This window comes from Acinetobacter sp. YH01010 (assembly GCF_013420775.1).
Lineage (GTDB): Bacteria > Pseudomonadota > Gammaproteobacteria > Pseudomonadales > Moraxellaceae > Acinetobacter > Acinetobacter amyesii.
Genome location: NZ_VOYF01000005.1, coordinates 72,866 through 99,332 on the forward strand (window position 1 = coordinate 72,866; position 26,467 = coordinate 99,332).

The 26,467-nt window shown below is 39.9% G+C and carries 30 protein-coding genes; 9 read left to right on the forward strand and 21 right to left on the reverse strand.

All coding sequences use genetic code 11. From position 1 onward, the window contains the following. Positions 1–21: 21 nt before the first annotated feature. From FTT77_RS06115 to def, 4 genes are all read right to left on the reverse strand, one after another. Positions 22–258, reverse strand: coding sequence for a hypothetical protein (locus FTT77_RS06115; RefSeq protein ID WP_180007558.1), 237 nt, complete (start codon positions 256–258; stop codon positions 22–24). Beyond that, positions 248–400: a hypothetical protein gene (locus tag FTT77_RS06120; protein WP_180007557.1), complete on the reverse strand. Its 153-nt coding sequence runs from the start codon at positions 398–400 to the stop codon at positions 248–250. The genes FTT77_RS06115 and FTT77_RS06120 overlap by 11 nt, the downstream gene beginning before the upstream one ends. Before the next feature lie 18 nt (positions 401–418). Further along, on the reverse strand, positions 419–1,630 hold the full coding sequence (locus tag FTT77_RS06125) for a GGDEF domain-containing protein (protein WP_180048762.1): 1,212 nt from the start codon (positions 1,628–1,630) through the stop codon (positions 419–421). A 190-nt stretch (positions 1,631–1,820) separates the two neighbouring features. Further along, positions 1,821–2,303 (reverse strand): peptide deformylase, encoded by a 483-nt coding sequence (def, locus tag FTT77_RS06130; protein ID WP_180025816.1) that lies wholly within the window; start codon positions 2,301–2,303, stop codon positions 1,821–1,823. Between the two features lie 742 nt (positions 2,304–3,045). Here def and FTT77_RS06135 point away from each other — a divergent pair. Continuing rightward, positions 3,046–4,326 carry an MFS transporter gene (locus FTT77_RS06135; protein ID WP_180007554.1) on the forward strand — a complete coding sequence of 427 codons (1,281 nt, stop codon included), beginning with the start codon at positions 3,046–3,048 and terminating at the stop codon, positions 4,324–4,326. A 51-nt stretch (positions 4,327–4,377) separates the two neighbouring features. Here the strand turns inward: FTT77_RS06135 and FTT77_RS06140 are convergent, their stop codons facing one another. The 4 genes from FTT77_RS06140 to pnuC all read right to left on the reverse strand — a co-directional run bounded on the left by FTT77_RS06140 (position 4,378) and on the right by pnuC (position 6,405). Continuing rightward, complete coding sequence (locus FTT77_RS06140) at positions 4,378–4,875, reverse strand: DUF2505 family protein (protein WP_078192225.1); 498 nt, start codon at positions 4,873–4,875, stop codon at positions 4,378–4,380. Positions 4,876–5,040: 165 nt separating this feature from the next. Continuing rightward, on the reverse strand, positions 5,041–5,334 hold the full coding sequence (locus FTT77_RS06145) for a hypothetical protein (RefSeq protein WP_180109071.1): 294 nt from the start codon (positions 5,332–5,334) through the stop codon (positions 5,041–5,043). Positions 5,335–5,443: 109 nt separating this feature from the next. Further along, positions 5,444–5,743, reverse strand: coding sequence for a hypothetical protein (locus FTT77_RS06150; RefSeq protein ID WP_180109072.1), 300 nt, complete (start codon positions 5,741–5,743; stop codon positions 5,444–5,446). 77 nt (positions 5,744–5,820) lie between these two features. Continuing rightward, positions 5,821–6,405 carry a nicotinamide riboside transporter PnuC gene (pnuC, locus tag FTT77_RS06155; RefSeq protein WP_180005315.1) on the reverse strand — a complete coding sequence of 195 codons (585 nt, stop codon included), beginning with the start codon at positions 6,403–6,405 and terminating at the stop codon, positions 5,821–5,823. A gap of 222 nt (positions 6,406–6,627) precedes the next feature. Here pnuC and FTT77_RS06160 point away from each other — a divergent pair, with 222 nt between their 5' ends. From FTT77_RS06160 to FTT77_RS06170, 3 genes are read left to right on the forward strand one after another with little or no spacing between them, the layout of a single operon-like run. Continuing rightward, positions 6,628–7,413 (forward strand): crotonase/enoyl-CoA hydratase family protein, encoded by a 786-nt coding sequence (locus FTT77_RS06160; RefSeq protein WP_180109073.1) that lies wholly within the window; start codon positions 6,628–6,630, stop codon positions 7,411–7,413. Between the two features lie 54 nt (positions 7,414–7,467). Next, a complete protein-coding gene (locus tag FTT77_RS06165; RefSeq protein WP_180109074.1) occupies positions 7,468–8,358 on the forward strand; it encodes an alpha/beta fold hydrolase in 891 nt (296 codons plus the stop codon). Positions 8,359–8,408: 50 nt separating this feature from the next. Next, a complete protein-coding gene (locus FTT77_RS06170) occupies positions 8,409–8,972 on the forward strand; it encodes a TetR/AcrR family transcriptional regulator (RefSeq protein WP_180109075.1) in 564 nt (187 codons plus the stop codon). On the opposite strand, the gene FTT77_RS06175 is transcribed toward FTT77_RS06170, so the two are convergent. Next, positions 8,954–9,442, reverse strand: a complete 489-nt coding sequence (locus tag FTT77_RS06175) for a hypothetical protein (protein WP_180109076.1) — start codon at positions 9,440–9,442, stop codon at positions 8,954–8,956. The genes FTT77_RS06170 and FTT77_RS06175 overlap by 19 nt on opposite strands. Before the next feature lie 436 nt (positions 9,443–9,878). On the opposite strand from FTT77_RS06175, the gene FTT77_RS06180 reads away from it, so the two are divergent. Continuing rightward, positions 9,879–10,325, forward strand: coding sequence for a GNAT family N-acetyltransferase (locus FTT77_RS06180; RefSeq protein ID WP_180021235.1), 447 nt, complete (start codon positions 9,879–9,881; stop codon positions 10,323–10,325). 145 nt (positions 10,326–10,470) lie between these two features. Here FTT77_RS06180 and FTT77_RS06185 read toward each other — a convergent pair whose 3' ends face one another. The 5 genes from FTT77_RS06185 to FTT77_RS06205 all read right to left on the reverse strand — a co-directional run bounded on the left by FTT77_RS06185 (position 10,471) and on the right by FTT77_RS06205 (position 15,221). Further along, positions 10,471–12,267: a diguanylate cyclase domain-containing protein gene (locus FTT77_RS06185; protein WP_180109101.1), complete on the reverse strand. Its 1,797-nt coding sequence runs from the start codon at positions 12,265–12,267 to the stop codon at positions 10,471–10,473. Between the two features lie 187 nt (positions 12,268–12,454). Then, positions 12,455–12,793 carry an FKBP-type peptidyl-prolyl cis-trans isomerase gene (locus FTT77_RS06190; protein WP_180005310.1) on the reverse strand — a complete coding sequence of 113 codons (339 nt, stop codon included), beginning with the start codon at positions 12,791–12,793 and terminating at the stop codon, positions 12,455–12,457. Positions 12,794–12,873: 80 nt separating this feature from the next. Continuing rightward, positions 12,874–13,497: an MgtC/SapB family protein gene (locus FTT77_RS06195; RefSeq protein WP_180005309.1), complete on the reverse strand. Its 624-nt coding sequence runs from the start codon at positions 13,495–13,497 to the stop codon at positions 12,874–12,876. Between the two features lie 114 nt (positions 13,498–13,611). Next, positions 13,612–14,142: a YaeQ family protein gene (locus tag FTT77_RS06200; protein WP_078191423.1), complete on the reverse strand. Its 531-nt coding sequence runs from the start codon at positions 14,140–14,142 to the stop codon at positions 13,612–13,614. A gap of 65 nt (positions 14,143–14,207) precedes the next feature. Beyond that, the gene (locus FTT77_RS06205; protein ID WP_180109077.1) at positions 14,208–15,221 is read right to left on the reverse strand and encodes a GTP-binding protein; all 1,014 of its coding nucleotides are present in this window, start codon (positions 15,219–15,221) and stop codon (positions 14,208–14,210) included. 570 nt (positions 15,222–15,791) lie between these two features. On the opposite strand from FTT77_RS06205, the gene FTT77_RS06210 reads away from it, so the two are divergent. The 3 genes from FTT77_RS06210 (at position 15,792) to FTT77_RS06220 (ending at position 18,763) form a co-directional block, all read left to right on the forward strand. Further along, on the forward strand, positions 15,792–16,013 hold the full coding sequence (locus tag FTT77_RS06210) for a hypothetical protein (RefSeq protein WP_078191424.1): 222 nt from the start codon (positions 15,792–15,794) through the stop codon (positions 16,011–16,013). 343 nt (positions 16,014–16,356) lie between these two features. Further along, a complete protein-coding gene (locus tag FTT77_RS06215; protein WP_180109078.1) occupies positions 16,357–17,961 on the forward strand; it encodes a bifunctional 3-(3-hydroxy-phenyl)propionate/3-hydroxycinnamic acid hydroxylase in 1,605 nt (534 codons plus the stop codon). A gap of 298 nt (positions 17,962–18,259) precedes the next feature. Next, a complete protein-coding gene (locus tag FTT77_RS06220) occupies positions 18,260–18,763 on the forward strand; it encodes a hypothetical protein (protein ID WP_180109079.1) in 504 nt (167 codons plus the stop codon). 175 nt (positions 18,764–18,938) lie between these two features. Here FTT77_RS06220 and FTT77_RS06225 read toward each other — a convergent pair whose 3' ends face one another. Next, complete coding sequence (locus tag FTT77_RS06225; protein WP_180109102.1) at positions 18,939–19,547, reverse strand: glutathione S-transferase family protein; 609 nt, start codon at positions 19,545–19,547, stop codon at positions 18,939–18,941. Between the two features lie 215 nt (positions 19,548–19,762). Here FTT77_RS06225 and FTT77_RS06230 point away from each other — a divergent pair, with 215 nt between their 5' ends. Then, positions 19,763–20,671 carry a DUF4349 domain-containing protein gene (locus FTT77_RS06230; RefSeq protein WP_180109080.1) on the forward strand — a complete coding sequence of 303 codons (909 nt, stop codon included), beginning with the start codon at positions 19,763–19,765 and terminating at the stop codon, positions 20,669–20,671. Between the two features lie 480 nt (positions 20,672–21,151). Here FTT77_RS06230 and FTT77_RS06235 read toward each other — a convergent pair whose 3' ends face one another. The 6 genes from FTT77_RS06235 to FTT77_RS06260 all read right to left on the reverse strand — a co-directional run bounded on the left by FTT77_RS06235 (position 21,152) and on the right by FTT77_RS06260 (position 26,400). After that, positions 21,152–22,045, reverse strand: a complete 894-nt coding sequence (locus FTT77_RS06235) for a LysR substrate-binding domain-containing protein (protein WP_180109081.1) — start codon at positions 22,043–22,045, stop codon at positions 21,152–21,154. Then, positions 22,045–23,250 (reverse strand): MFS transporter, encoded by a 1,206-nt coding sequence (locus FTT77_RS06240; protein WP_180109082.1) that lies wholly within the window; start codon positions 23,248–23,250, stop codon positions 22,045–22,047. Before FTT77_RS06240 ends, FTT77_RS06235 begins: the two co-directional genes overlap by 1 nt. After that, the gene (locus FTT77_RS06245) at positions 23,247–23,843 is read right to left on the reverse strand and encodes a TetR/AcrR family transcriptional regulator (RefSeq protein ID WP_180009821.1); all 597 of its coding nucleotides are present in this window, start codon (positions 23,841–23,843) and stop codon (positions 23,247–23,249) included. Before FTT77_RS06245 ends, FTT77_RS06240 begins: the two co-directional genes overlap by 4 nt. 197 nt (positions 23,844–24,040) lie before the next feature. Beyond that, positions 24,041–24,562, reverse strand: a complete 522-nt coding sequence (locus tag FTT77_RS06250) for an acyl-CoA thioesterase (RefSeq protein WP_078191431.1) — start codon at positions 24,560–24,562, stop codon at positions 24,041–24,043. A gap of 282 nt (positions 24,563–24,844) precedes the next feature. Beyond that, positions 24,845–25,021 (reverse strand): hypothetical protein, encoded by a 177-nt coding sequence (locus FTT77_RS06255; RefSeq protein WP_171263721.1) that lies wholly within the window; start codon positions 25,019–25,021, stop codon positions 24,845–24,847. A 386-nt stretch (positions 25,022–25,407) separates the two neighbouring features. Continuing rightward, positions 25,408–26,400, reverse strand: coding sequence for a patatin-like phospholipase family protein (locus FTT77_RS06260; protein ID WP_180055511.1), 993 nt, complete (start codon positions 26,398–26,400; stop codon positions 25,408–25,410). Positions 26,401–26,467: the final 67 nt, after the last annotated feature.

Sequence of the window (26,467 nt, forward strand, 5' to 3'; positions counted from 1 at the left end):
TCAAAAATCACGTTTTATGAATTAACGCTCAAACCGATGCAAATATTGACTCAACTCTTCCCGAACCACCACCTCATGTCCTGCATGACTTCGACTTTGTTCCAAAAGATGCTCAGAGTCGATCACTGCCACGCGATGACCATCCGCAATTAAACGATCTACACCTTCAAACAACATTCGGACACCAACATCGTGTATCAAAGAAATATTAGTCAGATCTAAAACAATATGGTTATTCGCGACAGGTTCATTCTGCAATAGTCGCTGCCTCATTACAGATGAAGCGCTGTTGAACACATTTTTGTACCCACGCCGCTAAGCCATGATCAAAATGAATATTCTTTTGCTCGGTCTGAAAGTGGAGCTGCGCTAATCCGAGCTGAAATTGTAATTGCTGCATAACTATCATTTAAATTATTTAATCTTCTGCCAAGTTTAACTCACGAAAGCTGCGTACTTGGTTACGACCTTGTTGCTTTGCCATGTACAGCGCTTGATCGGCCATACGCGTGACCACAGCAGACGGTGTTCCCTCAATTGCTGTTGCCACACCAAAACTTGCACTAATCTTCAACATTTGATGGTTGGCTATCATGGTTTCAGCTTCAAAAATTGCCAATCGACAGCGTTCAGCCACATCTATCGCCTGCTCTAAACTCTGATTTTTTAGAATTAAAATGAATTCTTCACCGCCATAACGCCCAACCACATCTTGTACACGAGTATTGTCATTTAAAATTTGAGCAACACGTTGTAAAACGGCATCTCCTGCATCATGTCCATATTGGTCATTGATCAATTTAAAATGGTCGAGATCAAGCAAAACCACTGCAAATTCAGGCCGTGTCTGTTTGCTGAGCGTATCAAGTTCATGACTGACATAACGACGGTTAAACACATTGGTCAGGCCATCAACACGGCTGAGGACTTCCATCTTTTGTTCACGGTGTCGCCACTGTAAAAGCAAAATCTGAAAAAATACTGCACTGACGATCAATATGGGCAAATACAACTCCGCCATACTCATGAGCCAAAAGGCGTTGTCGTAAAACTCACTCTGTTTTAAAGCTGGGCTGAAAATCGGTGCATATTCTAGATGGTCAATCGAAGTTTGATAGCAAATGTAGCCAATAAACAGTGTGATCGGAAATGTAATACTGAGCATAATCGCAGGACGATAAAAAACCAAACCGACCATCAGCAGATTGACCGTCCCCGCCATAGTGGCAGGACTATAGATCCCGATCATATAGCCACCATAGATCATGCCGATCCCAAACAGGACGGGCGCAAAATAGCTAAAAAACAGTCTAAAATTTAAATATTTTTTGAAATAAAGACTGAGTACTGCCAATACGCCATAACTGAGTAGGACTATACAAGCGACGATGATCCTGAACTTGAGTTCACTCGGATTAAACCAAATCCGATTGGTCGAATAATAAAAATTCATGATGCACCACTTCAACACGCTAACTTGACTCAGCATGCCAAAGATGAGGAGTAAACGCCCTTTATCGTAGTCAGACCAATTGATGATGAGATAGTCTGACTCAAACAAAAGATGCTTCAATTTACGCCATTGTACGCCCCATTTTGTACAGACAGCATTGCCCCAATTTTTCCCCATTAATCTACTTTTTTATTTTATTATTTCGCTAGTTATACAAGGTTTTAGCTTCAAAAAGAAAGTCTATTTTCACAGTTAAGCATGCAATCTTTGAAGCCTTTAAACTTCACTTGCACCACTATTCAAATTACTTTTCCGCTATTTTTTTAGCTCAATTGGTCACTTTTATATTTTTGGAATAGCACGGTTTTTATTCTAAACGCTCGGTGAATAAGATCCCATTCAGATGATCGACCTCATGTTGTACGATCCGTGCGGGAAAGCCATTCAAGGTTTTCTCTTTGACTTCACCTTGAAGGGTCAAATATCGCACGTGAATTTGCTCGGCTCTCGGGACTTGTCCTCGTGCATTCGGCACACTTAAGCAGCCTTCTTCACCCAAAACCGTGGTCGTAGATCGAGATGTAATCACTGGATTGACCATCACGATCGCCTCCATTTCAGGCGCATCGGGATAGCGTAAATTTGCACGTGAAGCCACGATAATTACCCGCTTAGAAACATAAATTTGCGGTGCGGCAATGCCTACGCCTTGACGCTCAAGCATAGTGGCATGAAGTGTTTCACTTAGTGCAGTTAACCATGCAGAACCTATTTCAGATGCTTGCACCTCTGCGGCAGTGAGCGTCAAAATTGCTTCACCACGTTGTGCAACAGCAGCAATATGACTCATGTATTTATCCTTTTTTAAGTCTAGCAAGCTTAAATTATTTAACTGATGTTACGCACGTAAAAGTAATTACGCATTTTTAAAATGATATTTAAGTTTATTCGACGAAGTCTTACATCTAGGATTTAAATAAAGGGATTAGCCTTCGGCTGGAGGTACTCTTACGAAACAATGTTTCTCATTAGGCAAAATGAGAAGCAAAGCTTCGCAAGGAAACCATCTTGCGGTGCAATGCACCTCACCGACAAAACTCGTTCACTAGTATCAAATTATTCAAAGTATCGCAAAAACATTTTTGATTAGAAGGAGTCCTGTCTCAAACACTTGCGGATGACGTTACCGCTTATCATTCTTTCATTTGAATCAAATTACGCTTCTGATGTTACTGCGTAACATCAGTTATTTAAAAAAAAACAACCATGCAATATGCATTATTATCGGTTCTGAGTATAAAACAACGGCATGCTATGGCTTTGAATCTTTTATGGTTTATATAGAGCACAAAGTAAAATAGCAGATCACACCGCCCTATACTATTGATATTTATCATTTATATTCCAAGATTTAACGCCATCCATCACCAATCATTCTTTAAGTTAATGCGACTTTATCTATATTATTTTGTTCTTAATTCACGATATTTTCATAACTATAAGTTTTTAATAAGGCAACAAAGTTTGATTATTCAATAAAAATTTGAATCACTAAAATCCTCAAATGCTATTTGCTGCTGGAAAATATTTGCATGGAAGCTCAGCCACGCCTGACTCGTCAAGATAAACGTACCCTCGGACTGTCATCCCTCGGTGGCGCACTCGAGTTTTATGACTTTGTCATTTATGTGTTTTACGCCAAAATTATTTCGGAACTGTTTTTCCCCACTGGACTCAGTCCATTTTGGGCGATGCTGAATACTTACGGTATTTTTGCAGCCGGATATTTTTTCCGCCCGTTGGGTGGTGTGGTGATGGCGCATTTTGGCGATTTGATTGGTCGTAAGCGTTTATTTAGTTTGTCTATTTTACTCATGGCTCTACCTACACTGATGATCGGTGTGATGCCGACTTTTGAAAGTATTGGTTATGCAGCACCACTTTTGCTCCTACTGATGCGTGTGATTCAAGGCATCGCGATTGGTGGTGAAATCCCTGCGGCATGGACTTTTGTTTCAGAGCATGTGCCTGAGCAAAAAATTGGGATCGCCAATGGCTTACTCACTGCTGGCTTATCTTTAGGTATCCTATTGGGCGCACTGATGTCTTTGTTTATTTCATTACAATTTACAGAGTCAGAAATCCATGATTGGGCATGGCGGATTCCATTCATTCTAGGCGGAATCTTTGGTTTTGTTGCGCTCTATCTCCGCAGTTATTTAAAAGAAACGCCTGTATTTAAAGCCATGCAAGAAAAGAAACAATTGGCTAAAGAGCTTCCTGTGAAACAAGTGCTGCAACAGCACAAAACAGGCGTTGTGATTGGTATGCTGTTTACATGGTTCTTAACTGGCTGCGTTGTTGTATTGATTTTAGCGATGCCAAATCTACTCACGGGCGCCTTTGGTTTTGAACGGGCCGATGCCTTTAAAATGCAAAGTGCCGCTATTGTGATGCAAATGGTCGGTTGTATCTTGGCAGGTCTTTTGGCAGATCGCTTCGGTGCGGGTAAAGTGATGTTATTCGGTTCCCTCCTTGTTGCGATAATTGCGGGCGTGTTCTATAACAGCTTGGGCCATGTGGCAGCATCGACCGTGTTTGCGCTCTATATGCTGCTCGGTTTGGCATCAGGCACGGTTGGTATGGTGTCTTATAGTATGGTGAAAATGTTCCCTGCACAGATTCGTTTCTCGGGCATTTCATTTTCATACAATTTGGCCTATGCCATCGCGGGTGGTATCACCTTGCCATTGGTTCAATGGTTGAGTTTATACAGCAACATTGGCGCCATGTATTATATATGGAGCGTCTGTTTGGTGACCTTCTTTACTGCGATGCTTTATCGTCAACGTTTTGAAAAAACTTCGCACTAAAAATAAAAAAGCGGTCAATGACCGCTTTTTTTAACTTGCTTTCAAATCAATTCAGGCTTTTAAATTTTTACGCAATTCATCTTCTACAATTTCAATCTCAAGCTGACTAAAACGACGAATTTCACCTTCTGCATGTTTTTCAAGTAATCCACCAATCAGTGGAACTTTGACTTTCACCGTCCAGTCCAAATTGAAACTCACTTGTGTTGCATCACCACTGACACTTCGTTTACAACTGGCTTCGAGCGGTAGGTTCGGATCTAGTTTGACGTCAGAGGTTAATGCCGCCAAATTACTAATATCCGTACGTTTCAGACGAAACGCATCTTTTAAAAACTTCTTGGCAATATCTGGAATATTTACATCCAAGTTATAGGCACGTTTTAAGGTATACATATCACCTGTTTTTTTTGATTCTAAAATTTCTAGATTTTCACCCGGTATGCGTTTGCACACCGCTTCATGCAAGCTGATATCTGCGGCTAGTCGTTTAAAATCTTCAAGTGAAACGCCATGAATTGTGGCATTGACGGTAAATTGATGTGCCATTCTCGTAATCCTTCAGGTCAATATTGGTTTTATTGTTTTATTTCGCCCAGTCTACAGTTGCTAAAACTGTGCTTTGGATTAAATCGGAAAGCGCTGTGGCTGTCATTGACCTGAAACCAAACTGAAAAAACAGAATTGCCATACTGCAACTCATTGGACTCTGCCTTAAAGGACTTTTTGATAGATTTGCCCATGCTGATCTTTAAACTCGAGCTGAAATTCCCAGCCCGCATCAATTTTTAAATACATCTCCGCGTAGGACAACTTTGCGTACCAATGACCAAAGTCGAGGCTAAAAATATCAAAGCTGGCTTGTTCAGGAAGCTGTTGCATTGGTTTTGCATGTATTAAAGCGCTAGGTTCAAAAGACTTGCAGTGCGAGCCATAATGATGAAACAGTTCAAAACATAGCTGATTAAAAATTTCAAATGTTGAATCTTTGGGATCAAGTTGCGTCATTGCTTTAATAGCTTCCCATATCTTTTCATTTCTTCTTGCGCTTATTTTTATATTTCTATAACAAATCTTTGTGGTACTGCTTTTATAAATCTCAGTTTAATTTAAGTTGTTAATTTAACAGCATGCTATGCACTACACCATCCCGATCACGGTGTACCAATTTGATCGGTTGTGAATAATCGATCAAGATGCTTTGGTGTTTATAACTGATTTGGATGCCGTATTCATCTGCACCATCATCCAAACCGCTGATGCTACATTGCGTCCCTTGTGGAAATGCCTTGAGCCATTCAGCGTTATACACATCTGCTATTTGCTCAAACTGAAAAAAGCTCGCTTTTTGCTGCAATAGAAACCCAGCTTGTCGATCAAAACGCAGTTGCTGCTCAAGTTGAAAGTCGATAATCATGACTCTGCACGCTCTTTACTTATTCATCGGGTTCGGAATCGGCTATTAAAAGTAGCTTTGCCATCACCCAATGATCCTTATAAAGCTTTCATCGCCTGTTGCTGCTGTTTATTTTTGACTTGTGTCCATTGCCACCAACCAAATGCCGCCAAGCCCACAAAACCAGCATACAACGCCGCAGTGAGATACAGGTCTTTGTATATAAACATACCCACATAGATAATATCGACAAATACCCAAAGCACCCAAGTAGCAATATGTTTCCGGCTGGTCCAATACGTTGCGAGTAAGCTAAACGCGGCCAATTGTGCATCCAAAATCGGTACGGCTGCATCGGTAAAATAGTGCAAACTTAAACCAAAAATCAAACCGCCCACCGCTGCTAAGAGCATTTGAAAGATCACGAGTTTGGTCGCAATCGGTTCAATACGGATGTCATGATCTTGTTGTTTGCCCTTCAACCAGTGATAAAAACCGTAGAAGTTCACCACCACAAAGAAAAACTGCAAAATGGTTTCGCCATAAAGTTTGTAGGTATAAAACAAGTAGGCATACAGCAAAAAAGCTGCAAAGTTAAACCACCAACACCACATATTTCGCTTAATGGTTAAACTCACCCCGATTAAGCTAATAATAACTGCAAATATTTCTAAGTTCGACATGGTTGATTGGGCCTTAAAAAAGCTGCAGCTATTATGGAAAAAATCAGCCCAAAGGCAAGCTATATCCCACACTATTTCATATCAACTCTGTAAATTTTAAATCAAACCACTCATCCACCAGACGATGATTTTGATGTTTTGAACGCATCAGTTTTGACAGTTTTCTAACAATCGTTTAAAAACTTAGCTATGCATAAAGAATAATTAGAAGGAATTATCCAAATGTCAGAACAACAAGGTCGTGTAAGTCGAGAAATTCGTGGTCATCTTTATTTAATCGGTTTGGACCGTGCAGATAAACGAAATGCGTTTGACAGTCATTTAATTCATGACCTTTCACTGGCGCTCACTGAATATGAAGATGATCCAAATTTACGCTGTGCGGTGATTTTTGCTCATGGCGATCATTTTACTGCGGGTCTAGATCTGGTCGAACTACAACCCAAACTTGGCAGCGGGCTGTTTAATTTTCCTGATCAGCAAATTAATCCGTGGGGAACCAACTCACGACAACGAAAAAAACCAGTTGTGGTCGCGGTACAAGGGTTCTGTTTTACAGCGGGTATTGAACTCATGCTGAATGCCGATATCGTGATCGCACAGCGTCACACGGAGTTTGCTCAAATGGAAGTGCAACGTGGCATTCTTCCCTTTGGTGGCGCAACAGTTCGCTTTGTGCAAGCAGCGGGTTGGAATAAAGCCATGCGCTATTTACTCACAGGTGAACGTTTCAATGCGCAAACGGCATATGACATGAACTTGGTGACTGAAATCACCGACCAAGCGCCCTTATCTCGTGCAATAGAACTTGCAGAACAAATTGCACAGGCTGCACCACTGGCGGTTCAGGCAACACTCGCTGCAGTACAGCAAGGGGTGCATTTGGGAGCCGATGCTGCCTTTGCTCAATTGGATCAGCACTTACAACCACTACTAAAAACACAAGATGTACAAGAAGGTGTGATGGCCATGCTACAACGTCGCGCAGCCAATTTTCAGGGCAAATAACCCTTTATTTAAAGTGAGTAAACCCTTTACGTCCTACCTATCAAGAGAAAAATTATGTCAACGGATTTAGAACCAGCAGCGCAAGAAATACATAGTACACCCGTGAGTTTCCCTGCAACCGATGGTTATACGCTTTCAGGCGTTGAATATCGGCCTAATACTGCCGCTAAGGCCAATATTATTATTTCAAGTGCTACAGGTGTACCTCAACAATTTTACCGTCGTTTTGCCGAGTATGCCGCAGGACTCGGTTATCAAGTATTAACTTTTGATTATCGTGGTATTGGACGTTCTGCTCCTCCAAAACTCAAAGGCTTTAAAATGTCCTACCTCGACTGGGGACGTTATGACCTTTCTGGTGCCATAGCTTATATGCAACAACACGGTCAGGAAACTTTTCTAGTGGGACACTCCTATGGCGGTCAAGCACTAGGACTTACCTCAAATCACGATCAGATACGTGCCATGTATTGTTTTGGCACTGGCGCAGGTTGGCATGGCTATATGCCCTTTAAAGAAAAAATGAAAGTTCATGTTATGTGGAATATCGTTTTTCCGCCGATGGTTGCCATCAAAGGGTATTTGCCTTGGAGCAAACTCAATATGGGCGCTGACCTTCCTGTCGATGTCTATAAACAATGGCGCCGTTGGTGTAAAAACCCAACCTATTTCTTTGCCGACCCTGAGCTGAGTGAGCTATCTCAACAATATGCTGCAGTTCAAACGCCGATTTATGCGGTCGCTGCACTTGATGAAGACTGGGCATTACCCAATTCACGACATGCTTTTATGCAACATTATGCGCAAGCGTCAATGCACTATATCAATATTGAAGCGGAAGATTACGGCCTAAAACAGATTGGTCATATGGGATATTTCCGCAAAGGTGCTGAACCCTTATGGCAGGAAGTGATAGGAAGGTTTGATGAACTATTAATCGCCTAGAGCAATTTACTCCATACACATCACATTGATTTATTCATATAGAGAGATACATGCGTCCACGGAAAAACACCTCAGAATATCTATTGCTACAGTCAGCACACGCCTTTAAACGCTATGGCTATATGGGCTGCAGCATGGGGAAATTGGCTGAAGCCTGTGGACTCTCAAAAGCTGCGTTTTATTATGACTATCCGAATAAAGACGCTTTACTGATGGAAATTTTAAACCTGACGCATATAAAGTTACAACACAGTATTTTTCAGCAATTACAGCAAACTACTAAATCCCCTCAACAGGCTTTCTCGAACATCCATCAACAGGCCATCCAGTTTTTTAGCCAAGGTGGATTAGGTTGTTTGGTCGGGATTTTAAGTATGGAACGGCAACATTTGCCTACCGAGATTTTTGCAAAATTACAGTCCATCTTTCACGAGTGGCAACTTGCCTTTGAAGTGTTTTTTCAGCGATGCATGAGCATCGAACATGCCGCTCAACTTGCCAAAGTCAGCTTGGCGGATTATGAAGGCGCGATTTTAATGGCCCGAATAACCGATGATTTGAGTTATCTCGATTTAGTCCAAGATCGCATTTTGCTTCAACTTGCGGAGTCTTGATAGCGATATTCAATTTTATGTTCTTCGCCAAAACGGTCGACATGTGTATAAAACTCACCGTATCGGCCTAAATAATACTCGAGCGATTGATTGTAAAAACTCCAATAAATCGACCATTCATTCAGATCTAATTGGCGAATTTGAGTTTTACAATTGACTGGCATGCGACGTAAAAAAACTTCTTGTAACTGTTCGGCCGCCTGTAGCGAATCTAATTTGTATTGTTGTTGAAAGAAAATTTCCGCAATATCATCAAAAAGTTGCTGTTCATATTCATCAACTTCAATGACCTGATCGACTTGGCGTATAGCATCATCATTCGATGCTAAAGAGATACTTTTCGATTTTTTTGGTGCTTGGTAACGCGTATATTTTTGACGATATTTTTCTGTTTTTATTATTTTTTTGACCACGATTCCTGCTGCAGACAACGCAATCAGAATACACAGCACAATGAGAAAATTAACCATAATGACAATCTACTGCCGATGACACGCCTTTACATCTTGAGCCATCGAATATTTTTATGAACTAATATAACGCACAATAACGATTAAAATTCATACAAAAATATTTTAAAGCTGAAATTTGGCCTATTTTCTTCGCTAATTTATTTCAAATTATTACTCCTGCTCAATTCATTGAATATGTATCGATTCATGCTACATCTATTTTTAGTTTTAAAATCAGTATGGATGGATGCATTTATGTCGATCTTTCTCTGGATTTAGCGATTAATCCATAAATATACATTTGTAAATTTTGCAACAATTTTGAAATAAAAACCCAACCCAACAGCGCAATGGCAGCAAAAAAACATAAAACGCAACAATAAGCCTCTTTAAGCACAGGGCGATATCTTCTGAAATGGCAGGCTGTTGGAGTTTTTTATAAAAAGAAAAAATTATGATACGCGAAGCACAAATCCAGGACATACCCGAAATTATTCACGTGATTCACAACAGCATTCGTTCATGTATCCAGGACCATCAACGTAATGAAAGTGTGATTCAAACTTGGCTTGAGGAGGCAAACCAATCAAATATTTTAATGTGGATGCTTTACAACGACAGTTGGGTCTACGTCAGTGACAATCGAGTGGTCGGCTTTATTTTAGTCAGTGATCAGGGACAAATTTTACTGAACTATATCTGCCCTGAACGTCAGTACCAAGGCATTGGTAAGGCGTTATTGTTAAACATGATGCACTGCGTCCGGAAAAAGAATATTACCGAGATCAGTCTAGAAAGTACCCATACGGCACTCGCCTTTTACCAAAAATATGGCTTTGTCGCACATCAGGATTTTGAGCCTACTGATGTTCCGCTCAAATTGGTTAAACAGCTCTGTTAGTAGAGAGATAAAGTTCATAGAAGATAGATTTTCAAATAGGATGAATATGATAGGTGAATTTAAAAAGAGATCAATCTAAATAAGTATTGGCAAAGGATACTAGCGATATCACCTCAGAGTTTTTAAACCTATACAATTCATGGTATCAAGGCTTAAGTTGATCGCGTCCTGCCTGTTTGGCCATATATAAATAATGATCTGCATGCTTCATTAAGGCTTCGATACTGTCGAAGTCATTTTGCTTATCCATCCATGCCATGCCCAAACTCAGTGTGACATAATTTTTTTCATCACCCCGATTAACATGTTCAAGTTGTTCATTACGCATGGCTTCGAGTACCAATTGTAATTGCTCTTGGGCAATCGCATACGGAACATCATGCATCAATATGGCAAACTCCTCTCCACCGTAGCGAGCCACATAGGCTGAACTTGGCAGGGTATTTTGCATGGTTTTCACGATCTGCTGTAACACCTCATCGCCTTTGAGATGTCCATAGTGGTCATTATAATTTTTAAAATAATCGACATCTAGCATGGCAAAGACCAATGTTCGATGGCTATGAAAACGGACCTCCGAATATAAGCGTTGAATTTCGGCATTCAGCGCACGGCGGTTGAATGCCCCTGTTAAGGCATCAATACGAATTTGTAGCTCTAATTTTTTATTCAGTTCGTGAAGCTGTAAGGTGCGCTCTTTAACTTTCTGATCGAGTGAACTGTTTAGCTCAAGCAAACTATTATTCAACTGCTCGGTATGCATCGACTGCTGTGCATAATGGTGCGATTGCTGAAACATGATCAACAAGGCATACAAACTGGTTGAAATGAACGATAAATTGACTGAATCAATCAAATTCATCATCAGCAAGAAGTCGTTTAAAAAAGTAATGCACAGGAAAATAACCGCGATTAAATTTAATTTTGAATACGGTTCTTTCTTTTTCAGTGTTAGGTAAAAACCATACGCAAAATTACTCAGAACAACGATCACATAGGCAAAGCTGTAGGTTGCCAAAGGCTGAAAAATTTCAGGCATCGAAACAAATGTCACTGAAATATTCAAAGACAACAGCAACATCACGATCTGATAATTTAAGGTAAATAAATAGCGACGACTGAGTAAGTGGATATAACTTAAAAAGAAAATCGACGCCAAATAAGTAAATAAATATTCTAATCGCGTGCCCCACAACCAATTGATATCGGTAAAAGTGGTATAGGCATAAGGTGCTGAAAATAAATTATGGAATGCTAAAAAGACAATAAATAAGCCAAACACCAAATTACTTCGGCTATTGCGACCGCGTAAACCTCGGAAAACAGAAAATAGGATCGTAAAGAGTCCCACACCCAAGACGGCGCCCGACACCATTCCAATACTCATCATTTGTTGTTGGAATTGGCGGTTTATTGTCTTAGCAATACCAATACGCATCGGGTTTTCAAACCCGCCGTGCATACTGTTAAAACTTGAAGCCTGAATGGTTAAAGTGAAATATTCATCTTGTGCCACAAAATAGGCAATTCGCGGTGCATTCTCCGTTTTTTGTTCTGCTTCAGTACCCCCCACCTCGCCCAAACGAACGATCGCATCACCATTTAAAAATACCCGATACGCACCGTACTGATTTGGAATCAATACCGCGATACGTCGACCAATAAATTGTTTAGGGATTTGGAAATGTCCAGTAAATGTCCCAAAACCTTTACTGTCCCCTGTGATGTCTTTAAATGATGCAGGCAGATAGACCGTTTGACCGACTAGAACCGAACTCGGAGACGTTAAAAATTGATTTGGATAAAACAACCATTTGCCTTGTAAGAGGCTACTGGTGTCTTCCGTGAAGTAGATTTGGTTAACTTCGTTTTGATGTTTTAAATAAAACGATTTAGGAGCAGTTTCATACTGTGCTTGAGCAGTCGATACAGTGAGTGCCAATGTAAAAATAATAAAGGTAAGAACCCAGAACAATCTGGTACAAGGCAACTGTAAAGACAACGGCTTTGATTCCTGCGTTTATACTCGAGCAATTATTCTAATCTACGGTAAAAGACAAAAATAACAACTACTATTTTATCAAATTGATCAATAACTTCCATGTCACTGATCTAAAACAGTCACTGTATTAATCGCGCGTTTTTACATCATACAATTCAATCTCAAAAATAAGATTTGAATTGGCAGGAATCACATTGCCCATTTTACGCTCACCATAAGCCAAATGTGATGGCACGATTAACTTACGTTTACCACCGACTTTCATCCCCATGATGCCCTGATCCCAACCTTTAATCACACGGCCTGTACCAATTACCGTTTCAAAATAATTACCACGATCCAGTGATGAATCGAATTTAGTGCCGTCTTCTAACCAGCCTGTATAGTGTGTTGTAATCAAAGCGCCTTTAACCGCTTCTTTACCTTCGCCTACCACTAAGTCAATAATTTCTAATTCTTTGCTCATGCTCTCAACCTCAAATGCCGCAATCAAAATAAAACCCTATTATAAACAGGATTACTTTGGATGCCGTAGTAAATACGCTGTTAAAAATTGAGCTCCAGAATATCCTGATCATTCATTAGATCTTGAGTTAATTTTCTATGGTTTGTCGCAGAGCCAATTAAGATCCAACGCCCACTGATTTTATGTTCAGTTTTATGTCGCACACTACGAACCACTTGCATTTGATAGGTTTTAAACAGCTCTTCATAGTCATCCAGCGTTTGTTGTCGAAAGTGACAAACGATACGATAACTCCGTGCTTGGTTTTTCGCTTCAATCCACGCTTGAATATAAATCAAAACAATTAAAACTATCAGCACAATCACCGTACCAATCAAGCTCAGCATGACATAGCCCGCTCCCGCAGCCATGCCTAAGGCAGCGGTCATCCAAATGGTAGTTGCTGTGGTAATGCCTGAAATTCGATTTTCATCTTTAAAAATTACCCCCGCACCCAAAAAGCCGAGGCCAGTCAAAATATTGGCCGCAATTCGATCATGACTATCAACGCCGATACGTAACGATAAGATAGTAAATAAACATGAACTTAAACTGACCATAATCATGGTGCGCAGACCTGCCGACTTACTTCGGTACTCACGTTCCGCACCAATGACAGCGCCAATCATAAGCGCCACAAATAACAAATAAAAATCAGGGTACATCGGCTGCTCCCCATCTTTAAAATTTTCTCATTGTTTGTAGATATACCGAATTTTATAGTCAGGATGCAAGCCTGAACTCACATCCATCGTGATGAGTTAAATCACATCAAATGCTTATTGCAATTGTGTCCATTCAATCACCGCTTGAGCTTTATCACCAATCAAAGTCCATTCGCCATCCATTACATTTAATTGTAAAGACATGGTTCGTTCGCATAACTCTTGAATGGCAGCTGTACTCGCTTCAGATAATTGCCAAATTTCAACATTCTTCAGGGTTTTCAGTTTGCTGTTGCGTTTATACCATTCGTCTACTGAAGAACCATAGGTAATCACAGCAACGTGTGGGCAACGAGCACTGGCTTTTTTGACTTTGTCTTCGTCAGGGCAACCGACTTCAATCCATTTCACCAATTGACCTGTTAAATCTTTTTCCCACAGCGCTGGTTCGTCTGTTTCGAAAAGATCTTTGGTAAATTCTAATGCTTCATCTGCATAGCGTGCATATGCCAAGACACGTACCATCAAACGTTCAATCGTTTCAGAAGGATGCAAAGCCATCGTCAATTGATAATCACCATATTGGTGTACATCCATATTGGCAATGTTCAAATCTGCTTTATAAATTGTAGCTTTTAGCGCCATGTGAAAGTCCTCAAATTTGGCGCTTAGCATATAAGATTTAGCAAGCTTTTGCTGCGTTGATTTACTTATTTCTCCGCTTTATCGGCATCGATACGACACTGCATTAAGCGATCTTCAAATTCGAGCCATTCACGTTCAGTTTGGTAAATAATTTCGACACGATTATCGATACTTTCCTCGCTCGACTGATAATTAAACTGATCAGGATTAAAGTTAAAGGTTTTCCAACCTTGGTCTGTCTGAAAAATACCTTTGATCCGTAGCCAATCTTGCTGCTCACAGAGTAAATCTAACAACTCAAAAAAATCGAAGGTCCATCGTTTTGGGAGTTTCCAACCTGCCACACTATAGCCCTGAGCGGATTCAACATAATGATAAGGCAACTGTTTAATTTCTGTGGGCACATCGACCAACGTTTGCTTTTGTATTGCCAATAAAGGCTGAATTTTACGAGGACTTCCCACATAGGCAAGATCAATATTTGTCAGTTTTAAATCACCTTTGACAACATTGATCCATTGCTGCTGATACGGTAAATACGCTAGTTTCAGTCGTTCTAAACCAGCTTGATCGGCATCACTCATACAATCAACATGAGACACCACAACGATTTGTGCCACTTTGAGTTGATCGGCATACAGATTTTGCGAAGTCCACTCTTGATCATGTAAGCGTGAGCCATCAACCACGGTTACCAATGCCCGCATGGCTAAATGCGGATGCCAATGTGGCTCGGTCAATTGCTCCAATAGTTGTCCCGGATGCCCTAAACCTGTCGGCTCAATAAACAGTCGGTCGGGTTTCACCTCTGACAATAATCGTGACAACGCAATTTGCATCGGCAGTTGGCTACTACAACATAGACATCCACCCAATAATTCCTTCACCGCAAAGCCCTGATCTTGCGGCAACATCTGTTGATCGACCCCGATTTGCCCAAACTCATTCATCAGTACGGCCCAAGTTTCGCCCGCTGGCTTTTGCTTTAATAACTGCTGTAAAACTGTGGTTTTACCCGCACCTAAAAAGCCAGAAATAATATGAACCGGAATCGCACCGTGGGTAGAAACTAATTTCAAAAGTGAGTCACTCAAATAAATAGCCAATGATTGATGGCCTTTACCATAATGATTTCAAAAAAATGCTGCAAGTCTAGTCTTCATTTCTCTGTCTTCATTTTTCTAAAGCATAGATCAGCCTAGTATCCGAGGCATTGAATGATGATCTGGCTGTTAAACAGCCTGTTTATTCCATTTGCATGAATGCATGACATATCTGGTCATACTTTATTGACAAAGTTAACTCTTATATTTAAAAAAAATAGCCATATCGAAAAGAATCCTTACATTTGGATTTTAGTGAAATTTCTAGATTCTGCTTATTTACGACATCGATGTAATCATCATGTAAACAATGAATGAATCATAAAGTCGATTTGGTCATTTTTTCTTGCAAAGTTAAATGAAGATTCCGATATTTTTTTTACATTTAAAACACAGGATGGACGGTTATGTATTCATCCAGTTAACCAGTCTGTTTCACTTTGTTGCTCGCATTGATCACTCGGTTTTCTCGATTTAGCATGAGCTCTCTCCTGATGGACGTGATGATCTTTTCAGGACTTACTAAAATATATAAGGATGCTCAAAATGAAATTAACTCAAATTTTACTTGCTTCTACTCTAGCTGCTGCAGCTGCAACAAGTTTTGCTGCAAGCAAAGATAAACAAGAAGCGCCTGAACAAGAAAAAGTAGTGGTTAGCACTCAAGAACAGCCAGCGACTGAAACAACTGCTGCTGAAGGTACTGCTGCTCAACCTGCTTCAGAAGCAAATGCTGAAGGTTCTGCACCAGCTCAACCTGCTCAGTAATAGACGAATAGCGTACTCCACACGCTAAATTCATTTAGTCTGCTGCTCAACATTTATCCCTCACTAATAAAATGTTGTGCTAAATGAATTAAAGTCGCCGGATCATTGAAAAATGGTTCGGCTTTTTTATGCTCAAAGCTACTAATTGATAGATTTTAATGATCGATAAATCATTCAAAATGATTGATCATTTTAATATAAATAAATATATATCATTCACTTAAAATAAAACCCTGCAAAAAACACGACAATTCGATTCATCGTTTCGACTTATGCCTAGCTTGTTGAAAGCCTCGGGTTAGAACTTAATAGTGGCATATGTGAAGTGATTGGATGTTTACGCATGAGCAATAAAGCAAATTACACAACGGAAGTTGCCATTCTGGGCGCAGGTCCTGTCGGCTTAACCATTGCAAACTACTTAAGTAAGCAAGGTGTCAAAGTCACTGTGATTGAACAACTAGACAGCCTGATTGACTACCCACGTGCGATTGGTATTGATGATGAATCATTACGTACCATCCAATCATTAGGTTTAGTGGACCAAGTATTACCACATACAACACCGAACCACGCGATGCGTTTCTTAACCCCTAAAGGTCGTTGTTTCGCTGACATTCAACCGCTCACTCGTGAATTTGGTTTCTCACGTCGTAATGCCTTTATTCAACCACAAGTCGATAATGTACTGCTACAAGGTTTAAAACAGTACGAAACCACAAATGTTTTATTCTCTCGTCAATTGTCTGATTTTAGCCAAGATGCCAATGGTGTAACGCTAAATATTCAAAATAAAGACGGTGAAGCTGAAAAAATTCAAGCGCAGTATTTGATTGCTTGTGATGGTGGTAACTCAGTGGTACGTCGTACCCTCAACATCGGCTTCGATGGTAAAACTGCACCGAACCAATGGATCGTGATCGACATCAATAACGACCCACTTGCAACGCCACACATTTACCTATGCTGTGACCCTGTGCGTCCTTATGTATCTGCTGCGCTTCCACACGGTATTCGTCGTTTCGAATTTATGGTGATGCCTGGTGAAACTCAAGATGAATTAAGCAAACCTGAAAACATTGCCAAATTATTGTCGAAAGTGCTTCCAACGACCGACGGTATTGAAGTGATTCGTCAGCGCGTTTATACCCACAATGCCCGTATTGCAGATAAATTCCGTGTAGACCGTATTTTACTTGCAGGTGATGCTGCGCACATCATGCCAGTATGGCAAGGTCAAGGGTATAACAGTGGTATGCGTGATGCGTTCAACCTTGCGTGGAAAGTTGCAATGGTTGTACAAGGCAAAGCTGGCCCTGCGCTTTTAGATACATACCAAGTTGAACGTAAAGATCATGCAAAAGCGATGATTGATCTTTCTGTAATGGCGGGTCATGTCCTTGCTCCACCGAAAAAATGGCAAGGTTTCGTCCGTGATGGTATTGCCTATGCACTCAATTACATCAAACCGATCAAGCAATATCTATTGGAAATGCGCTTCAAGCCAATGCCGAAGTACAACGACGGTGCATTGATCAATAACGGTGTTAAAGACTCACCTGTAGGTAAAATGTTAATTCAGCCACATGTTCAACTTGAATCTGGCGAAAAAGTCCTACTTGATGAAGTCATCGGTAACGACTTTGCAATCATTGCTTGGGGCGTCGATCCGAAATGGGGTCTGTCAGATGCGACCATGAAAAAATGGCAAAAATTGGGCGTTAAATTTATCCAAGTATTGCCTGCTGTTCAGCTTAGCAATGAAAATCGCACCAAGTACGACAATGTGATTACGATTGGTGATATTGGTACCGATATTCGTGGTTGGTTTGGTAAAACCACTGAATCTGTTACGATTCTTCGCCCAGACCGTTTTGTTGCAGCGATTGCAATTCCACAAACTTTAGACAGCGTGAGCCAACAATTGTTTGCAAAATTGCATGCTTAATAATCTAAATAGATCTGCAAGAATTAAAAATCACCATGCATAAAGCATGGTGATTTTTTCTATAATCACTATAAACATCGCATGCTATAATCGTTCAATACATAATTATAAGCTTCGCAAAATGCAAAAAAGATTTCAGAAATTATTCATTTATAGTTTGTTGGGCTTTATTTTTATCTGTTCACTCATTTTCGTAGAGATACATCATTTTCATGCCAATAGTTGGTTAGCTATTTTCGTTTTTTGCCTCTGTTTTCTTATTTCTTTGAATTGCTATTTATTACGCTTAGAAAAAGATGTGAACAAAAACGAAGAATCTAATTTTTTGTCCTTCCATTTATACATTTCATTTTTTTATGCAGTCATTGCCAGCTTTTTTCTCACCACAGTGATTCTTGCTTTATTTGCATTACAAACTCAATATTTTGGTCAAGACAAAAATATCATTCTAAAAGGCCAAGTCTATTCACCCACATTTACACTAGAAAAGAAGCCCTGCCGAACTCGCCTTAAATTTCCCGAAAGTGGTTGGTCTACCTTCGCCTATCTCTGTCTAGATACCAAGAAACACAACTTTTATGGTTATTACAAACTCCATTTGAAAACCAGTTTCGCCGGGTCTACGATACAGGATTATGATTGGATTGATGATCAATTAACATATCAGCAGCATCGTGCCTTAGATATGGACCCACATCAAAAAAGACTGCTTGAAATATATGCCAAACTTGAAAGAGATTTAGGCCCACCTCTATCTGATGATGAAGCCCATGATTTTTTAAATAGAACCAACAATGATTGAGTCTATTTAATTTAGCTCAACATTTGCCATACATTATCTAAGCAATAATTAAAATCGCTTTATCATCTTAGTGATTGATATTTAAAACTCTTTCTTTTTAATTCTCAAAGAAAGAGTTATATGAATAGACATATAGCAATACCACGTTCAGCCAACAATCAAATAAGCATCCAAGTTAAACCGACTGAAACCAATGCACATCTTTTACCGATTCACCTTGCTGAATCTGCTGAATAAAAGTTTTAAATTCATCTAAATATGGCAATATTTTGAATGAAATTGCATACACCATCCAATAAGCTAAATACAAATCTGCTGCGCTAATTTTATCCCCCAACAGATATGGCTGTGCCTGCGCAAGCCCTGTTTTAATAAAATCTAAAAGTATTTTTTCATTACCAAAACTCAAACTGCCACGTTTTTCATCCATCAACTCAGTACTAATGCCGACATTTTTCATGTCCATATATTCAGTCAGCGGACCATGACAAAAAAACATCCATTTCAAATATTCACCCCGTTTTGGATCATCCAATGCGGGTGCTAAACCTTTGTCACTGAATTTATCGGCTAAATAACTAAAGATGGCTGCAGTTTCACTGATCACGGCAGTACCATCGACCAAGCAAGGAACTTTGCCCATGGGGTTAATCTTGAGATATGCCGCTTGATGCATCTCTTCATATGGCACTTCAATAATCTCAACTTCTGACTCGATGTCTAATTCTTTCAATAAAGGCAGAATAGTATTACTGCGTGAGCGTGGATTGCTGTAGAGTTTCATTGCTGGGTTCATTGTAGATATCCTTATTTTCATCCTTGTTGTTCTGTCTATTACTATACGCGGCTTTATGTAGAATTATGTTGCGTTCATCCGTGCTTTAAACACTTTCCGATACAATACGCCCGACTAATAATTACGCTAAATTTGAATTTATATTTAAAGCAAAAAGTATTTACTCCGACTTTCTGACAATCAAACAATTGAGCTCTACATCAATGAAAAATAAATATTTAATTGCCATGTTAACGGTGATTTTAATTTCAGGCTGTTCCAAGAAAACCGAAGAAATGGCAACTGAAGCCAGCGCAGATGCACAACCTGCTCAAGTCAGTACACAGCAAGATCAAGCAGCGGAAAGCACTTCCAATGAGCCGTCTACCACGCCTGCAACAACACAAAAACCTGAAACTATTTTAAATGAGCAGGTCAACCCAGCCGAAGCCTCTCGTAAAATGGTTCGAGAAGCCAATGTCAGTTTTGAGTCGAAAGATGTGGTTAAAACGGCCTTAGAAATTGAAAAACTCACGCTAAGTTTAGGTGGCTTTATTGAACAGAAAAATATCGACTTTGTGGTGCAAGAGAGTCAATCCTACCCGATTGCTGACGGCAAAATTAAAATCTTTGAAAAAATAAATCCGCAAGCGGAAATGATCATTCGTGTGCCAAGTGAAAAAGCTGCACATTTCGTTAATCAACTGTTGCCCCTTATGCATTTTTTGAACCGTCAGCAATATTCGGCAAAACGCTATGAGCTAAAACTACTCGAAGAAAAAATGTCACAAACACAGGTCGTGCCCGACCATGTTGCAGCAGCACAAATCAATGAAATCTCACGTCTGACCCGCTTAGAAGTTCAAGATCGTGTCCGCTATAGCACGATTGTGATTGGCTTTAGCCAACCTGCCACTGTCCGTGAACATATCGATATTAACCTTGATGCTATTGCTCAGTTAAATGGCGATAGTTTCTGGCAAAGAGCGTGGTACGGTATTCAAAAAGGTTGGCAATTTGTGTTGAGCCTGTTGGTTGTTCTCATTACGATTTGGCCACTCTATCTGATTATTATTATCGGTTTGATTGCCTACCGCGTGATGAAACCTTATTTACAAAAGTGGTTTAAATGAATGAGCTAAAAAAGCTCCATTCTTCATTTAATCTGTGATTAAAAATACGATAAATAAAAAATCCCGAAGCGCTTAATTCAGGATTTTTTATTTAACTGATGTTACACACGAAAAAGTAATTTCGCATTTTTAATATGCTTTTTAAGTCTATTCGACGGAGTCTTATATCTAGGGATTGAATAAAGGGATTAGCCTTCGGCTAGAGGTACTCTTACGAAACATTGTTTCTCATTCGGCAAAATGAGAAGCGAAGCTTCGCAAGGAAACCATCTTGCGGAGCAATGCTCCTCACCGCAAAACTCGTTCACTACCGTCAAATTATTCAGAGTATCGCAAAAACTTTTTTGATTAGAAGTTGTCCTGCCTCAAACACTTGCGGATGACCTTACCGCTTATCGTACTTTATATTTGAATCAAATTGCGCTTCTGATGTTACTGCGTAACATCAGTTATTTAGATCTTACGGCAATATGTAAAAGCTTAGAAAAAGCCCATATAGAACTGCTCTTTTAAGACTTTTAAAATCAATTCGATTGCATCATTTTTACGATCTTTTCGATAGCTCGCATACAAACCAATGGTCGGCAAAGGTTCAACCGTACTTTTAACCAATATTTTATCACCGAGCAATGGAATGACATAAGACGGTACCAAACTCCACCCCACGCCCATACCGACCAAATTGACATTTAACAAAATATTGGTCGAATGCTGTACCAAGTTCACATTCAGTTTATTTTGCTTAAAGAAATCTTGAATAATTCGGTATAGCTCAGGTGATGAATGTTCATCACTAATAATAAAATCCTGATTATTCATGTTTTTAATGCTAATGTGCCGCTGTTCTGCCACAGGCGAATTTTTCGGTACAATCAGCGCCAAAGGCTCAGTAAAAATCTGAACAGATTCTATATCAGGGCTTTCTTCGACATAACGGGTAAAGGCAATATCAATTTCCCCTTTATGCACTGCGCTGATCTGATCGACATCCATTAAACTATGAAAATGAATTTTTAACTCAGGAAACTGAGCTCGAATATTTGGCATGATATAAGGAAAGACCTTCATTTCAGCCACAGGAACAAAGCCGATATTCAGTTGTTCTTTACTGAGCTTCGCAATTTGACGCGCATCTATCATGGCTTTTTCAGCATGCTCTAAACTCAAACGCGCTTCTTTTAAAAAGGCCTGACCTTCTGCAGTCAGTTCAACTTTTCGGTTGGTTCGCATCAATAATTGCACCCCAACTTCCTGTTCTAGGTCTTTAATTTGCTGACTTAAAGAAGGTTGCACAGTACACATTCGCTGCGCAGCCTTGGTAAAATTTAGCTCTTCGGCAACCGCAACAAAATATCGTAGATGTCGTAATTCCATTATTCAGCTCCTAAAGCACTGCGTTTGAATTGGTTTGCCACGAATAGACGATACATCCACGTAGTGAACAGCACCATCACCGCACAAAATAAATAGGTTGCCTGAAATCCAAAGTATGCAATCAGCACACCCATCATGACCGAACCAACAGCAAGGCCAATATCAAACAAGGCAAAAAAGGTGGATATTGCATGTCCCATTCGGGCTTTTTCTACCGTTTGAATCGCGACCGTTTGCAGACATGGGAACACTGAACCGTAGCCGATGCCCATAAAAACTGCCGATATCCAAAGCACCCATTGATTCGTGAGAAAACTCACAATCACCAAACCAATGGCAAAGCAAATAAAGGACGGATAGATGACTGCACTCGGGCCTTTGCGATCATAGACTTTGCCAACCCAAGGACGGACGACCAACATCGACACAGCAAAGACAATAAAAAAGATACTGGTATAAGCGAGTAAATGCTTCAACTCTGCATAAGCGGTGATAAAGCTCATCACACTTGAATATGCAAACGCAGTGAGTAGCGCCACAAAACTGATGGCAAGTACCCGTGTTTCGATCACATCACGCCATTGGATGGCAGCGGATTTGCTCGCTTGATCACTTGATTTAAGCTGTACGTGTTCTTGTATTTGAACTAACCACGTAAAAACATAGCCCACTGCAACCAAGAAGGCTAATACTGCAAATAAGGTACTAAAACTGCTGAATTGAATCATGCTCAGCGCTAAAAATGGCCCGATCACCACGCCTAAGTTGGTCGACATGACAAAGTAACCCATGCCCTCGCCTTTTCGGTGATCTGGAATGTAATCATTTACGATGGGAACATTGACCGTGGTTAATATACTGAACCAAAAACCATGTAAAAAACGAATGACCAACAACGACCACATGCTGTCAATCCACAAATAACTCAGCGCAAAAACGACAAAAATAAAGCCTGAAATACGCACAGAATTGGCTTTACCAAAACGCTCAACAATCATGCCGGAAAAGGGACGAATCGCAATGGATGACACTAAAAATAAGGTCAAAGCCATACCCGCTTGCTGAATCGTACCACCCAATTCTTTCATAATATAAATGGGCAATATGGTCAGCAGCGCAAAGTAATAGCTAAATAAAAACAAGTTATTACACAAACAAAAAACAAAAGACTTGTTCCATAGTGATGCATGATTTTGATGGATCATGATGTCCTTGCCTCACCACCATGTGTGGCTTCTGATTCAATCAGAATCGGCTTAAGCGCCAACTGCACCAGTCGCTTGATATAGTCTTCATCTGGCTGAGTATTAAAGAAAATGATCTGATAATGAATCGGGCCATACAACATATCTAACATCAGCTCAAAAGGATAATCCGCTCGAATTTCTCCACGTTGAATGGCCAATTGAATCAGCTCACGTGTCGCTTCGCGTCGAGGTAACAAATACTGTTTAAAAAACTCACCCGCTGCTTCACGATGCTCCGCCAAAACGACCAGCAATGCTCGACCCACATGCTGATTTAAAGCCCGTGATAGTTTGAGCAATTGTTGATTTAGATTGAACTCTAAACTTTGTGATAAATCGAGCTCAAACACCGACGCGGTGTGCGCTTTAAAAGCATCGAAAACCAGATCGGACTTATGGTTCCACCAACGGTAAATCGTCGATTTTCCCACGCCTGCGCGAGCCGCAATATCTTCAATGGTCATGCTTCGATAATCACTTTCCGCCAAAGCATCTGTGACCGCTTGTAAGATACATTGCTTACGCCGAGAAGTTTTTTCAGTTTCACTCATAATTTAAAAAACGAAACGATACGTATCGTTTTATATTAAACAGTATTGGACTGAATGACTATCTTTAACTGAGCTTTGAAGAATAAACTTTAGTCGCACACTCGGAATTAAAATCCTTACTGCACTATCCAAACAAATTTCAGATTAAAAAAAAGATCGCCTAAGCGATCTTTTCAAATATTCAGCCACCAAAGCGATTAGCTTTGTGTCGACTTTTTATAAATACTGCAAGAAGGATGATGATTTTCCTGTAAACGCGCCACTTTACGATGTTCCGCAGCTTCGAAGCGACAACGTTTCCAGTCATTATCTAGATTTAATGCCGGAATTTGTTTTGGTTTACCTTGATCATCAACAGCGACCATTGTGAAATAGCAACTATTGGTATGACGCACTGTACGTTTTTGAATGTTCTGCGCTTCAACACGAATACCAATTTCCATAGAAGTACGACCTACATGGTTCACACTTGCAAGGAAAGTCACTAACTCACCCACGTGAATCGGTTCTTTAAAATTTACTTTATCGACTGATAGTGTCACCACGTAGCTACCAGAATAGCGACTTGCACAAGCATACGCGACTTGGTCTAACAATTTTAGAATCGTTCCACCATGCACATTACCCGAAAAATTCGCCATGTCAGGAGTCATTAAAACTGACATCGATAATTCTGACTGGTCGTCTAGTGCATTCGCAATTTGATCTAATGGGGACATCTTGTTTCTCTAGACTCGTGATATAACAATGATTAATGTGATTATTATATAGATTTTAATCAAAATTAAATGTTCAAATCGGCAAAAAAACCATCATTATTATTTATAGTGATCATACCATCATTCAGTAAAATATATATCGATAACGATATACACCCGATAAACAAGTATTTATCGCGCTATCTATCAGTTTTTTTTAATCCAAGCTATGCTGTGTTTTATATTTAAAACATATTCATTAAAACGCGTTGTTCATCGATTCAACATAGCACGGCATTAAACTTAATCTTCTAAGACTTTTAACATCTCGAAAGATACGTTGTCATAGCTGGTTTTTTGTCCACCATCATTGGTACTTTCTAGCGTGTAAGAATTATCTACATGTACATGAGTGACAATAAATACGTTATCTTCCATCATCGCAAGCTTTACTTTTTGTCCTACATCAAGCGTTTTCATCTACAGCCACCTTTAAAATATTTATTGGTTTTAAGTATTAATAACCTGATGATATTCTAAACACTTCAACAGTATTGGTAAACGTAAGCACATGAATAAAAACGCTAATATAGGTATATACTCTTAAAATCTACGTAAAACCAATTAATATGATTTTCTTAATTAATTTCAAATAATTAACTGTATATTTTCTTATCATTACGATTTTTATATTTGGCAAATCTTGTGATTAAGACCTAAAACCAATCAACATCCAATATATTAATGATTACTGGATACTATTGAGCATGGGAAAAGCTGAGAGCAAAAATTAAAATGCTTTGCTGAAATAAAAATGCACCCTGAGAGGTGAACAGGATGCATATCAATTTGCTGATCGTACCTGCCTAATCTTTGGCTGCTAAATAAGGAATATGATGCCCCTTGCTGTATTGATGTTCAGCATAAACCCGAGAAATCTCTCCAAGTTTTTCTAAGGTCGCCTCTTCACCTGCAAGCATCGTCGCTTCACGCCCTTTTACATCAAATATATGTGCTTTTTCACGTAAATCAGGTTGAATCACAATGTCTGCTCGCTTGAGCTCTTCTTGAGCTAAACGATTTTGCATAATATTGATATTTTGGTTAAACAAGCCCCAAACATTCGACGTTTCGGTATGAATCGGTCGTGCCAAAATATCCACCGCAATAATAATATCTGCCCCTAAATCGCGTGCAACGTCCACAGGAACAGGACTGACCAAGCCACCATCGACATATTCTGTATCTTCAATAATCGTTGGAATAAACATACTCGGAATCGACACCGAAGCACGAACGGCCTGCCCCGTATTGCCATAGTTGAACACGACTTTTTTGCCATCCTTTAACTCGGTTGCCACCACATACATTGGGGTTTTTAGCAACTCTAAAGGCACGTCATCAACTTGCTCATTAATATAATCTTCAACTTTTTTACCGTCAAAAAAGCCTTTTTTGTCCAAACGTATTTCTCGAACATCATTGGCTTTCATATTCAAAGCGATATCTCTTAACTCATTGGCACTTTTACCTGATGCATAGATTGAACCCACAATACTGCCCGCACTGGTTCCGACAATAAAATCAGGGTGTATTCCCTGCTGTTCAAGTATCTGAATGGCGCCAATGTGCGCATAACCACGTGCCCCACCACTCCCTAAAACCAAAGCAACAATCGGACGCTTTTCCTGCTTTTTCACTTTTTTAAAGTCAATGCGGTTATTCGCCACTTGAGCAGGTGCTGCGGTATAAGTCCGAATTTGTGAGGTTGTTTCAGCGCTGACCGTTTTTGAGCCCACACTTTGACAACCCACAAGGCTGATTGCGAATGCAGTCATCAAAACAGTTATGCTTTTCATTGAGAGATATTCCAAATGCAACTCGAGATTTGAAGAGAAAAAGTAGTCTAATCAGTCCGCATTCACG

Excerpts from the sequence above, each read along its gene's own strand:
- FTT77_RS06120 (WP_180007557.1), bottom strand. The coding sequence starts at position 400 with ATGCAGCAATTACAATTTCAGCTCGGATTAGCGCAGCTCCACTTTCAG.
- FTT77_RS06125 (WP_180048762.1), bottom strand. The coding sequence starts at position 1,630 with ATGGGGAAAAATTGGGGCAATGCTGTCTGTACAAAATGGGGCGTACAA.
- def (WP_180025816.1), bottom strand. The coding sequence starts at position 2,303 with ATGAGTCATATTGCTGCTGTTGCACAACGTGGTGAAGCAATTTTGACG.
- FTT77_RS06135 (WP_180007554.1), top strand. The coding sequence starts at position 3,046 with ATGGAAGCTCAGCCACGCCTGACTCGTCAAGATAAACGTACCCTCGGA.
- FTT77_RS06140 (WP_078192225.1), bottom strand. The coding sequence starts at position 4,875 with ATGGCACATCAATTTACCGTCAATGCCACAATTCATGGCGTTTCACTT.
- FTT77_RS06145 (WP_180109071.1), bottom strand. The coding sequence starts at position 5,334 with ATGACGCAACTTGATCCCAAAGATTCAACATTTGAAATTTTTAATCAG.
- FTT77_RS06150 (WP_180109072.1), bottom strand. The coding sequence starts at position 5,743 with ATGATTATCGACTTTCAACTTGAGCAGCAACTGCGTTTTGATCGACAA.
- pnuC (WP_180005315.1), bottom strand. The coding sequence starts at position 6,405 with ATGTCGAACTTAGAAATATTTGCAGTTATTATTAGCTTAATCGGGGTG.
- FTT77_RS06160 (WP_180109073.1), top strand. The coding sequence starts at position 6,628 with ATGTCAGAACAACAAGGTCGTGTAAGTCGAGAAATTCGTGGTCATCTT.
- FTT77_RS06165 (WP_180109074.1), top strand. The coding sequence starts at position 7,468 with ATGTCAACGGATTTAGAACCAGCAGCGCAAGAAATACATAGTACACCC.
- FTT77_RS06170 (WP_180109075.1), top strand. The coding sequence starts at position 8,409 with ATGCGTCCACGGAAAAACACCTCAGAATATCTATTGCTACAGTCAGCA.
- FTT77_RS06175 (WP_180109076.1), bottom strand. The coding sequence starts at position 9,442 with ATGGTTAATTTTCTCATTGTGCTGTGTATTCTGATTGCGTTGTCTGCA.
- FTT77_RS06180 (WP_180021235.1), top strand. The coding sequence starts at position 9,879 with ATGATACGCGAAGCACAAATCCAGGACATACCCGAAATTATTCACGTG.
- FTT77_RS06190 (WP_180005310.1), bottom strand. The coding sequence starts at position 12,793 with ATGAGCAAAGAATTAGAAATTATTGACTTAGTGGTAGGCGAAGGTAAA.
- FTT77_RS06195 (WP_180005309.1), bottom strand. The coding sequence starts at position 13,497 with ATGTACCCTGATTTTTATTTGTTATTTGTGGCGCTTATGATTGGCGCT.
- FTT77_RS06200 (WP_078191423.1), bottom strand. The coding sequence starts at position 14,142 with ATGGCGCTAAAAGCTACAATTTATAAAGCAGATTTGAACATTGCCAAT.
- FTT77_RS06210 (WP_078191424.1), top strand. The coding sequence starts at position 15,792 with ATGAAATTAACTCAAATTTTACTTGCTTCTACTCTAGCTGCTGCAGCT.
- FTT77_RS06215 (WP_180109078.1), top strand. The coding sequence starts at position 16,357 with ATGAGCAATAAAGCAAATTACACAACGGAAGTTGCCATTCTGGGCGCA.
- FTT77_RS06225 (WP_180109102.1), bottom strand. The coding sequence starts at position 19,547 with ATGAAACTCTACAGCAATCCACGCTCACGCAGTAATACTATTCTGCCT.
- FTT77_RS06230 (WP_180109080.1), top strand. The coding sequence starts at position 19,763 with ATGAAAAATAAATATTTAATTGCCATGTTAACGGTGATTTTAATTTCA.
- FTT77_RS06235 (WP_180109081.1), bottom strand. The coding sequence starts at position 22,045 with ATGGAATTACGACATCTACGATATTTTGTTGCGGTTGCCGAAGAGCTA.
- FTT77_RS06240 (WP_180109082.1), bottom strand. The coding sequence starts at position 23,250 with ATGATCCATCAAAATCATGCATCACTATGGAACAAGTCTTTTGTTTTT.
- FTT77_RS06245 (WP_180009821.1), bottom strand. The coding sequence starts at position 23,843 with ATGAGTGAAACTGAAAAAACTTCTCGGCGTAAGCAATGTATCTTACAA.
- FTT77_RS06250 (WP_078191431.1), bottom strand. The coding sequence starts at position 24,562 with ATGTCCCCATTAGATCAAATTGCGAATGCACTAGACGACCAGTCAGAA.
- FTT77_RS06255 (WP_171263721.1), bottom strand. The coding sequence starts at position 25,021 with ATGAAAACGCTTGATGTAGGACAAAAAGTAAAGCTTGCGATGATGGAA.
- FTT77_RS06260 (WP_180055511.1), bottom strand. The coding sequence starts at position 26,400 with ATGAAAAGCATAACTGTTTTGATGACTGCATTCGCAATCAGCCTTGTG.